Annotated in this window: 11 protein-coding genes; 4 read left to right on the forward strand and 7 right to left on the reverse strand. The window is 46.9% G+C overall.

All coding sequences use genetic code 11. The features are described from left to right. The 3 genes from Q0198_RS03255 to Q0198_RS03265 form a co-directional block, all read right to left on the reverse strand. A partial coding sequence (locus Q0198_RS03255; protein ID WP_297894899.1) for a hypothetical protein occupies positions 1–186 on the reverse strand: 186 nt, incomplete at its 3' end. A gap of 73 nt (positions 187–259) precedes the next feature. Further along, positions 260–1,000: an EI24 domain-containing protein gene (locus Q0198_RS03260; protein WP_297894902.1), complete on the reverse strand. Its 741-nt coding sequence runs from the start codon at positions 998–1,000 to the stop codon at positions 260–262. Positions 1,001–1,420: 420 nt separating this feature from the next. Beyond that, positions 1,421–2,110 (reverse strand): dUTP diphosphatase, encoded by a 690-nt coding sequence (locus tag Q0198_RS03265; RefSeq protein ID WP_297894905.1) that lies wholly within the window; start codon positions 2,108–2,110, stop codon positions 1,421–1,423. 80 nt (positions 2,111–2,190) lie between these two features. Here Q0198_RS03265 and Q0198_RS03270 point away from each other — a divergent pair, with 80 nt between their 5' ends. Further along, on the forward strand, positions 2,191–2,604 hold the full coding sequence (locus tag Q0198_RS03270) for a hypothetical protein (protein WP_177386822.1): 414 nt from the start codon (positions 2,191–2,193) through the stop codon (positions 2,602–2,604). Positions 2,605–2,925: 321 nt separating this feature from the next. Here Q0198_RS03270 and Q0198_RS03275 read toward each other — a convergent pair whose 3' ends face one another. Continuing rightward, positions 2,926–3,135 carry a 4-oxalocrotonate tautomerase family protein gene (locus Q0198_RS03275; protein ID WP_297894907.1) on the reverse strand — a complete coding sequence of 70 codons (210 nt, stop codon included), beginning with the start codon at positions 3,133–3,135 and terminating at the stop codon, positions 2,926–2,928. A gap of 106 nt (positions 3,136–3,241) precedes the next feature. Between Q0198_RS03275 and luxS the strand changes: the two genes are divergently transcribed. The 3 genes from luxS (at position 3,242) to Q0198_RS03290 (ending at position 6,288) form a co-directional block, all read left to right on the forward strand. Next, the gene (gene luxS / locus Q0198_RS03280; RefSeq protein ID WP_177386821.1) at positions 3,242–3,745 is read left to right on the forward strand and encodes an S-ribosylhomocysteine lyase; all 504 of its coding nucleotides are present in this window, start codon (positions 3,242–3,244) and stop codon (positions 3,743–3,745) included. A 583-nt stretch (positions 3,746–4,328) separates the two neighbouring features. Continuing rightward, a complete protein-coding gene (locus tag Q0198_RS03285; RefSeq protein WP_297894937.1) occupies positions 4,329–4,667 on the forward strand; it encodes a cupin domain-containing protein in 339 nt (112 codons plus the stop codon). Between the two features lie 163 nt (positions 4,668–4,830). Continuing rightward, positions 4,831–6,288, forward strand: a complete 1,458-nt coding sequence (locus Q0198_RS03290; RefSeq protein ID WP_297894938.1) for a DKNYY domain-containing protein — start codon at positions 4,831–4,833, stop codon at positions 6,286–6,288. Between the two features lie 519 nt (positions 6,289–6,807). On the opposite strand, the gene mnmA is transcribed toward Q0198_RS03290, so the two are convergent. From mnmA to Q0198_RS03305, 3 genes are all read right to left on the reverse strand, one after another. After that, positions 6,808–7,839, reverse strand: a complete 1,032-nt coding sequence (mnmA, locus tag Q0198_RS03295) for a tRNA 2-thiouridine(34) synthase MnmA (RefSeq protein ID WP_297894940.1) — start codon at positions 7,837–7,839, stop codon at positions 6,808–6,810. After that, the gene (locus tag Q0198_RS03300) at positions 7,836–8,441 is read right to left on the reverse strand and encodes a TIGR00730 family Rossman fold protein (RefSeq protein ID WP_297894942.1); all 606 of its coding nucleotides are present in this window, start codon (positions 8,439–8,441) and stop codon (positions 7,836–7,838) included. Before Q0198_RS03300 ends, mnmA begins: the two co-directional genes overlap by 4 nt. Before the next feature lie 115 nt (positions 8,442–8,556). Then, positions 8,557–9,631, reverse strand: a 1,075-nt coding sequence (locus tag Q0198_RS03305; RefSeq protein WP_297894944.1) for a hypothetical protein, incomplete at its 5' end; no start/stop codon positions are given.

Genomic DNA, 9,631 nt, shown 5'->3' on the forward strand with positions numbered 1-9,631 from the left:
AAGCTCTTCTTCGATCTCGGAGTTGCTTTTTACGACCATGCCCGAGCCATGGATGACGCTAGGCATGCAGGATGTGCAGATATGCACCGTCTCGCCGTTTTTATGCGCCTTGATAAAGACCGCATTTTCATCGTCGCTGCTTTTGAGCGAACAAATATTGCAAATGTAAATATCACCTGATTTCATAGAAATCCTTTCTTAAAAAATTTCGCACTATTTTATGAAAATTTCAAAATTTTTCATTGATTTTAGTTAATCTTTAGCGATTTTTATTGCGGGCGCTTTCGTCTATCAGCACTACGTGCGTCAAAAAGATGATGAAAAATAGCTGGAAAAATAATCCTACCAGCGGGATTAAACACAGCAGATAAAAAATAAAAGCGCTTAGGGCAAATTTATATCCGCCGCCCATTTTATAAGAGCGCTCGAAGCTTTTCGCGCTTAACGCATTTGAAGCGACGTCGATTAGAACCAGCTTGTAATAGATATAAAAAAACGGCACGTTGATGATGAATAAATTTATTACCGGCACAAACAAAAGCACCGAGCAGATGAATAAGATCGCTAAAAATTTTAAAATTTCAACGCTCATCAGCTTTAGCACTCGCGCCGTGCTCGCTTCGTCCGCGCGACTTAGATGGTAGTGGCGCGTGTTGATCTCTTTAGTGACTGCGGGCGTCAAAAAGGCCGCGATGATAAGCGCACAAAACACGCTAAGCATCAGTACCGCAAAGCTGGCAAACACCGAAAAAATCGCGCCGATAATCCACTTCGTAGCAGCGAAGCTTAGAATTTTTGCAATTACCGGGAAGCGCTGCTCGTCCAAGAAGCTAAAATCGCCGCTTTGCGCGCCCTGCGAAAGCGCGTCAAAAAGCTCTTTGCTGCCGAAAAATGCGAGCGTGCCCAAGATTATAAGCGAGCACATAAGCGGCAATAGCGAGAGCAAAATAAACTTGCGCGTAAAAAAATCCTGCTTTGCCAAATTAAAAATTCTACCCATGTATGCTCCTATTTGCGTTATTTTAGCGACTTTTACGACGGCATTTGAGCTGAGATTTATTTTGACTGCCGCACGAAACGCGCCTCATCAATCCGCTCGCTTGGCTCATTCGCTTGCTTTAGCCGGCTCATCTCGCATTATAATACGAAATTTATGCTTTGATCGCTCGCCTGCGTTTAATCTGCTCATTTATAGTGCGTAAAGGGAGACCGCATCTAGCTATGTTTTTACCTGTTGCGAATATTTATTTGCTTGCTACGCGGAATTTTGCCACTTATAAATAAGCTGACATTGCGTAAAATTTCAGGCACAAAACTGCAGAATTCCAAATCAAACCTCTTTTTTAAAATTTGCCTGCCGAAATTTTATAGATGGAATTTTAAAATCTTAAAGATAAATTTCGCAAGCAAATCTATGACTTTACTTCGTCGCGTCGTAGATCTTTTGCAATTGCTCGTAAATTTCGTTTGCGCTTACTGCGCCTTTTGATAGCACCTCGATTAGCACCTCGTTATCTTCAAGGTCTCCCCAGATTTTGCGGTAGCTACCCTCTTTATAACCGTTATTTTGGCGGAATTTATTTAGCACGTTTTTGCCGATATATTTGGCAAAAAGAATGTCTAAGCTCACTCCGCATTTAATCGCGACGCGAAAAAAATCGGTCAGCAGCTCGCCGATTTGCAGCTCAAATCCGCTTGTTTCGTGGATTATGAGCTCGATGTCGTTTACGATTTCGTAGATGCTGTATTCGCGCACATCGTAGGCGTAGGAGCTAAACTCTGCAAATCCGCTTACTGCCGTGACATCGCTTACGATGTGGTCGATGTCTTTGTTGCCGTAATATTGCTCTAAAATATAACTCATCACGAAGTGCCAAATATCAACGATCTCGATGACGATATTATTCACGTCCGGCGCTGCAGAGATATTTTTCCAATGCTTCCACGCAAAGCTATCGATGAGCTCTGCACATTCCATGTAAATGCAGCGCTTCCAGTTGATAAGTTTGCCGTTTTTTGTATAGCCGTCCTCCCAGCCTACGCCATTTGTTTCGTCGTTTAGGGCTTGCTGCATCAAAAACATCTCTTTTACTTTTTTATAATTTTCCATAAAAATTCTCCTAATTTTGGCTCGCGATTATAGCTAATAAAAGAAAATCATTGTATAATTTAGCAAAAAGGAGGCTTAAAATGTGTGCCGCTCAGGATAAATTCGACGAGTTTTTAGGCAGGATGAAACTTCTATCTCTCGGAGTTTTGCGCAATAATCTGCCATATTGCTGCAGTGCATTTTACGCCTACGATCCGCAAAATAAGGAGCTCATCATCGCAAGCGCGAGCGACTCCGAGCATATCAAAGCAGTCTTTGCCAACCGCGGAGTTGCGGCTACGGTTGCGCTGGATACGAAATTTGTAGGTAGGATTAAAGGCGTGCAGATTTGCGGCCATATCCGTAGCGCGGATGAGCGCGAAACCTCGCTATATCTTAAGCGCTTTCCGTTTGCGCGCGCGATGGAGACTGATTTTTTTACGATCAGAATCGATTGGATGAAAATGACCGATAATACCCTAACTTTCGGCAAAAAGCTAATTTGGGAGCGCTAGCTCGCTAAGAATACCATCTATTTATATTTTGCGAAATTTTAAACCTGCAAGGCCTAAAATTTATCTGGTAAAATTTTAAAACTTGCATAAATTCTATCTTGTCTATTTTTCAAAGAATTTCACTATTATACCCGCTTTAAAATTTCCGCTCGGTTGGTTTTTTGAATTTTACAGCATGGAATTTAGCGTAAAATTTCATCTTGCAAGCTGAGGTTATCGCAAATTTTATTACTTTAGAAGCGGTGCCTGCCACGTAGAATTTCGCATGAAAATTTTAAAATTCTAAAATTTCGCTTTTTAAATTTAGCCTGGCGCGCGAGCTTAGCTCTGCCGCTTTCTGATTTCGCTTACTAGCCGTCCGCCGATCGCGTAGTCGTCAGTGGATATTTCGTCTATCGTCACGACCGTGGTTTTTTCGCCCCTACCTAGCACGGCTACGAGGGCGTCGGTTAGGTCTTTTACGAGCCTTGCTTTTTGTTCGCGACTTAAGCCGCCGCGCTCTTTGGTGATTTTGACGTTTATATAGGGCATTAATTCTCCTTAAAATAAACGTAATTGTAACTAAAATTTCGTCTGTGCGCCTGAAAGTGCGGAATTTTATGTTAAAATCGCCGTGATCTGAATTTAAGGAGAAAATATGCCATTGTTAGATAGTTTCAAGGTCGATCATACTCGCATGAATGCCCCTGGCGTGCGGCTTGCAAAGAGCATGCGCACCAAAAGCGGCGATAAAATTAGCGTCTATGATCTGCGGTTTTGCCGCCCGAATTTAGAGATCATGAGTGAGCGCGGCACTCACACGCTGGAGCATCTTTTCGCGGGCTTCATGCGCGAGCACCTAAATAGCGCAGACGTCGAGATCATCGACATTTCGCCGATGGGGTGCCGCACGGGCTTTTATATGAGCGTGATCGGCGCACCTAGCGAGAGCGCCGTCGCGGCGGCGTGGAGCGCGAGCATGAAGGATATTTTGGGCGTAGCCTCTCAAGCGGATATCCCCGAGCTGAATAAATTTCAGTGCGGCACCTTCGCGATGCACTCGCTAGCAGAAGCTAAACAGATCGCGCAAAACGTGCTAAATAAGGGGATCGGCGTGATCAAAAACGACGAGATCGCGCTGGATCCAAGCAAGATAAAATAGTTTTGAAATTTAAGAGATAGCGCAAAATTCTAACGCTATCTCTTTGAACTCCCGCTCGGCTCGTGATCAGTATGTTACGCGCTATAAAAACATTATCGTAAAATGTGCAAAAATTCGAGGCGCAAAAATGCGTATCTGCTAAAACAAGCCAGAGGCAACATCTATTTATAAGCCGATTTAGCTTTATAAACCGACTTGGAGCTTGCCGTAAAGTCTGCGCCACGCGAGGTCTTTGATAAAAGCTACGATTTGGCTTTAATCTGGGTAGCAAAAGCGCGTAAGCAAAGCTCATATCAAATTTAATAAATTTATCTAGCAGAGCAGTTTTAAATTTAGAGGAATTTTTAAAATTCCGTCTTAAATTAAAGCCGAAATTCTATCCGCAAATACCATGCTTATGCGCCTCTTACTTTTAGATGCGATCTCAATCCTCCAAAAAATCGTATAGCAAAACGAGAATTTAGAGTTTTTATTTAAGGTTACGTTGCGAGTTTGGCGCTTGAAATTTCACTTTCGCTGCACGAAAAGGATGCTAAAATTCCGCCGAAACCGCACCGGATGCGGTGAACTTAAAGGAGCGAAAATGCAAAGAATTTTTCATATAAAAGATGCTATTTGTAGCGACGAGCGAGCCGTAAAAACGACATTTTTTACTACGGAGGCCACTTGCGGCGCGGTTTGGATCGTCAAACGCGGCCAGGTCGTAGCGCCGCATATTCACCCAGACGGCGATGACGTGTGGATTTGCTTAAGCGGACGCGGCGTGTTTTATCCGAACAAGGGCGAGGAGGTACCGATCTGTGCGGGCGATCTAATCATTTCCAAAAGCGGAGAGTGCCACGGTATGAAAAATACGGGCGATGAGGATTTTGTGTTTGCAAGCGTTACGGCGCCGATTCCGTGCGGCTACGAAGCGCTTTGAATTAAAATTTGCCAGAGATTTTGTGGCATTCGTAAAATAAATTAGCGTCGCAAAGAGTTGAATCAGAATTTGCCCGTAGCGTTAAATTTCATAAATTTAGCCGCGCTTTTGTACAATTTCAAGTGCCGCGCAATCTGCGGCGAGATTAAATTTGAGGCAAAAGATGTATGAGGATTTTACGCAAGAGCTAAAGGACGAGCGCGCGCAAAAGAAGCGCAAAGCTAGGGTGCGCGAGGCAGAAACAGATCATAAGCCGGTGCGAGACGCGCCTCGGGGCATGCCGCTTTGGCGCAAGATCGCGCTTGGTATAACGTTTGCGTTCGCGGCTTTTAGCGTGCTTATTCTGGTGGCGGTTATAAATTCCAGCGACGACTATTCGCCGCGGGACGATGAGCAGATCAAATACAGCGATTTTTACAAAAAAGGAGATGAAATTTACGCCCTCGTGGTGGGTGCGGGCTATTTTGCGATACCGGACGCGGATACGGCGAGCTTTCGGGTTTTGGATTTCGGCTCCGGCTACCGCTCCAACGTCGCCGCGGATAAAAACGCCGTATATTGCGGAAATATCGCGATGAGCGAGCTAGAGCCCGCGCGTACGAAAGCCGTAGCATTCGGATACGTAAGCGACGGGCGAGTTAGCTACTTTTGCGACGGCGAGGCGGTGCCCAACGACGCGCTGGGGGCGTTTAAGCTCACTTATGAAACCTTGGCGCATATTTTTTGGGATGCGCCCAAGCCGCAAAGCTACCTCTATAAATTTAAACGAATGGACGCTACGGATCTGCGCCAAATCGCGGGCGTATATTACGCTGCGCAGGGCTCGCGCGCATTTTACAAGGGAGAGGTTTTGCCTGGCGCCGATGCTGAGAGCCTGCGCCGGATAGAGGGAAGCGATGGGCGCGCTAGCGGCGTTTACGCCGCGGACGGCGCGAGCGTGTATTTTAAAAACCTGCGCCTTGACGCGCGCGATAACGGCGGGCATTACGATCTTTTTAAGCAGCGGTTGGACTATTTTTTGTGGGATGCGAAAAGCGGCGATGTTTTTGCGAACGATTTAAAATTTGACCCCGCCTCCGCGCCCTATACTCCGCTAGATAGGCAGCTTGCGCATTCAAACCATCTGCTTTTTGCCTCCCCTGGCGGCATCTATTATTTCGACGAGAACGACGGAAAGCAAAAGCGCGCGGGAGACAATCCCTTCGCGGGCGAAGTTCGCGCGCTTAGCGGCAGCGTATTTCAAAGCGGCGAGCGGATATATTTTTTAGAAGGCGCCGAAGTTTGGGGCGGCGGCCGCAGCAGTCGTAGGCTGGTCGCTCGCAAAAGCGGGCTTTTCGCGCTCGAGCTGCCGCATGAGTGGCGCAGGGTCGGCGGCGTGCACGGCGGGCTATACGGCTGGATCTATTCAAACGGTGGGCGATTTTTCTACTTCGACGATCTGGGCTCTTCGCAGCTGATAGATCGGTGCATTTATGAGATCAGGGATCTAGACTTGGTTGAAATTTTGCTTCAAAAAAGCAGCCTTGGCACGAGTAAAATTCGCGAGATGATAAAGAGCGGCGGGCTTGAAGCAGTGGACGGCGAGCTGCTTTTTGAGGTAAAGACGCGGGTAGAATTTTAGCCGCGATTTAAGCACAATTCGAGCATGGAAAGTGCTGCTAAATTTTAAATTTGATTTTGCTTCGGCATAAATTTATAAAATTTAAATGTCGTCGTGGGCTCTAGCGCAGATTTAGAATTTCATCGCAAATCGCTTTAAGAGGGGGTGTGCAAATTTCGTTTCGCCTCGTCGCGACGACGCGCGAAATATTTTATATCGGTCGCGATTTTCGCGTCACGGCGCGCTTGGATAAGACGTCGCCGTAAATTTTATTTTAGCGCCGCAGCTTTCGTAAAATTTGGCTAGCAGTGTAGGCGTACACAGCGACAGAACGTAAATTTAAAAGGCTGAAATTGCAAAGTTGCACGCATGAAATTTGCGCGCCGAGCAAAATTTAGCGGCTTGGATTCAAAAGCGCAAATTCCTTTTTTGATATGAAATTTAACATAGTGAGTGTAGATCAAACGGCGCGATCAAAGCGCCGTTTTGCGAGCAGATGGGCCCTAAGCGGCGCCGAAAGCGGGCATCGGATGTGAAGCGCTATTTTATAAATCCGCTTGCTACTACGCGGTCGCGCTCGTCGTAAAAAGCCGCGAGCTGTGCCGGAGCAATGCCTGCTGCGGGCGCGGACAGCACGGCATGCACGCCGTCCCTTTCGCGAGGCGAAATTTTAACGGGGAGTTTGGCGCTGCGGTAGCGGATCTTAACGCCGAGACCCGGCATATTTAAAATTTCATCCCTGCTTAAAAAGGCGTTGAAATTTTCGGTGTCGAACTCGTAGGTCGCCAGCTCCTCCTTGCAGCCCACGACGATCTCGTTTTTGTGCGGGTCGATGCTTAGCACGAAGTGCGGCTCATGCGCGCCGTGCACCGTAAAACCGCGGCGCTTGCCGATCGTGTAGTGCATATAGCCCTCGTGAGTGCCGATGGCGTTGCCCGCGCGGTCGCGCACGATGCCGGGCATTTTGGTGCCCGTATGACGGTTCAAAACGTCGATATATGTGGTATCCACAAAGCAGATTTCACTGCTTTCGCTTGCGGAAGCGATCTGCGAAAGCTCAGTATAGGCGCGCGCAGCCTCTTTGACGTCCTTTTTATACATCCCTCCAAGCGGAAAGAGCATAAATTTAAGCGCGGCAGGATCGATGTTTGCTAAAAAATAACTCTGATCTTTGCTAAGATCTACAGCGGCTTTTAAAAGCCCGTCCTCGATGCGGACGTAGTGCCCCGTAGCTAGGCGCTCAAAACCCTGCTCGCGCGCGAATTCCAAAAGCTTGCCGAGCTTTATGCGGCGGTTACACAGCGCGCATGGATTTGGTGTAAGACCATCGATATAAGCCTGCACGAAGGGCTCGTAAACGTCGCGATTAAAATCATCCTGCAGATCCAAAATGTGGATTTTTATACCCAAAAACTCGCCTACTTTGCGAACTTTGGCGATGTTTGCCTCATGATAGCCGGGCTTTGCGTGCAGTTTCATATAGCAGCCCTCTATCTCGTGGCCTGCGTCCTGTAGCAGCTTCGCGCACATCGAGCTGTCCACGCCGCCGCTCATTGCGACTAAAATTTTCATTCGTTCTCCTTACGTTGCACGTCCGTTAAAATTTCATCCACGCTGTCGCAGAGCTTGAAATTTTGCAGATCGCTTTCGTTTATCGCACCAGATTTTAGCAGCGAAGTGCGGAAAAACTCCATCAAAGGCGCGTAGAATTCCTCGTCGTAAAGATAGATCCGTGCGCGTTTAAAGCCCGTCTGCACCAGCACTAAAATTTCGAAAAACTCATCCAGCGTCCCAAAGCCGCCAGGAAAGATGACGAAAATTTCGCTGTTTTCTATGAGGGCGCCTTTGCGTGGCGCAAATGCCGAAAATTTCGCGCCCTGTGTCAAAAAGCCGTTGCTTTTTTGCTCAAACGGCAGCATGATGTTAAAGCCCACGCTGTGCGTTTTTGCACGCGAGAAGGCGCCCTTGTTCGCGCCCAGCATGATCCCGCCGCCGCCGCCCGTGATGATCGCGTATCCCATATCCGCAAGCGCCGCGCAGAGCTTTTGCGCGTCTTTTACGTAGCGATTGTCCTCGCTAAAGCGTGCCGAGCCAAAGATCGTGGCGCTTTTGCCCACATTTTTGAGATTGTCGCGGGCGATTTTGATGTCTTTTAAAATTTCTTTTAACTGCATGATTAATCTATCTTTTATGTATATTATTTAAAATTTTAGCTTTAAGAATAACATTAAATTTTTAAAATTCCGTTTAAAAATGCAGAATTTGCGCGATTTAAAATCTCGTCGTAAATCATACTAGGTTGCTAAGTTTTCGTAAGAATCCGCCGACGCCGCGGTAAGCGCTCATATCGATCGGCTCGCAGCCCTGCTTGCTCAAAAATCGCGAGACGCTCTGTCTAAGCGCGATGGTAGCGGGCGAAAACGGATAGTGCGAGTTAAAAAGCGCGCGATTTTGTGAGCAGACGGCTACTTGTTTGCAAAACGGCACAAAGCCTAGCAGTTTAAAGCTCAGCTCGCTTATATTGCGGTGCGCAACCGACTTTAGATTCTCGTAGATCATCACGGCATCTTCCTCGCTTGCGGTGAAATTTAGCAAAAACAAAACCTCTTTTTTGCTAGCCCCAAGCGTCTTTAAAAGCGCGTAGGTGTTGCTGATCGAGCAGGGCTCGTTCGCGCACAGCACGATATTTTCGTCGCCGATACTCAAAAATTCTCCAAGATACTCAAGCCCCGCATCGATCAAAATAAAATCGAAGATTCCCGCCTCTTTCAGCTCGCTTGCGAAGCGAGCGGGGCTTTCGTGAGCTTTTGCGTTTGCGAAATTTCCGGCTTTTTCGGGATTTGATGAGCGGGCGGAATTTTTCATTGCATCTTCATTCGCGTAATTTTGAGAATTCTCGTCAGGGATTGAATTTTGCTTGGTGAAATCATTGCTTTTAAAATTCTCTAGGCTTTCTGATTCTGTAAAATTCCATCCATCTTCGCAATTCCGCGGCTTTTTGGCTGCACAATTCGTAGAATTTTTTGCAGCGTTTGCTATTGAATTTGAAGCGGCGAAATTTTCTGAGTTGTTTTTGCCATCAGAGCTCGTGAGCTTTTGCGCGTAATTGTGCGAGCCGCTACTTTCGTCGTCTTGCGAGCTTTGCGCGCTACCCATAGAATTTTGCATGACGTAATCGTCCGCACTAGAGCTTGCGTTTTTGATAGAATTTTGCGCCACAGAATTTGTGCTATTTGCAGAATTTTGCGAGGACACGGGATTTTGTGAAGCAAGTGCGGGCGAGACGAGCGTTAAATTTTGCGAAATTTTTATCGCGCTTGCGCTTTGAAGCGAGATTTTTTTGCCCTGCAGCGCGTTTAGGATG

The sequence above is a fragment of the uncultured Campylobacter sp. genome (genome assembly GCF_938045205.1).
In the GTDB taxonomy this organism is placed as follows: Bacteria; Campylobacterota; Campylobacteria; order Campylobacterales; family Campylobacteraceae; genus Campylobacter_B.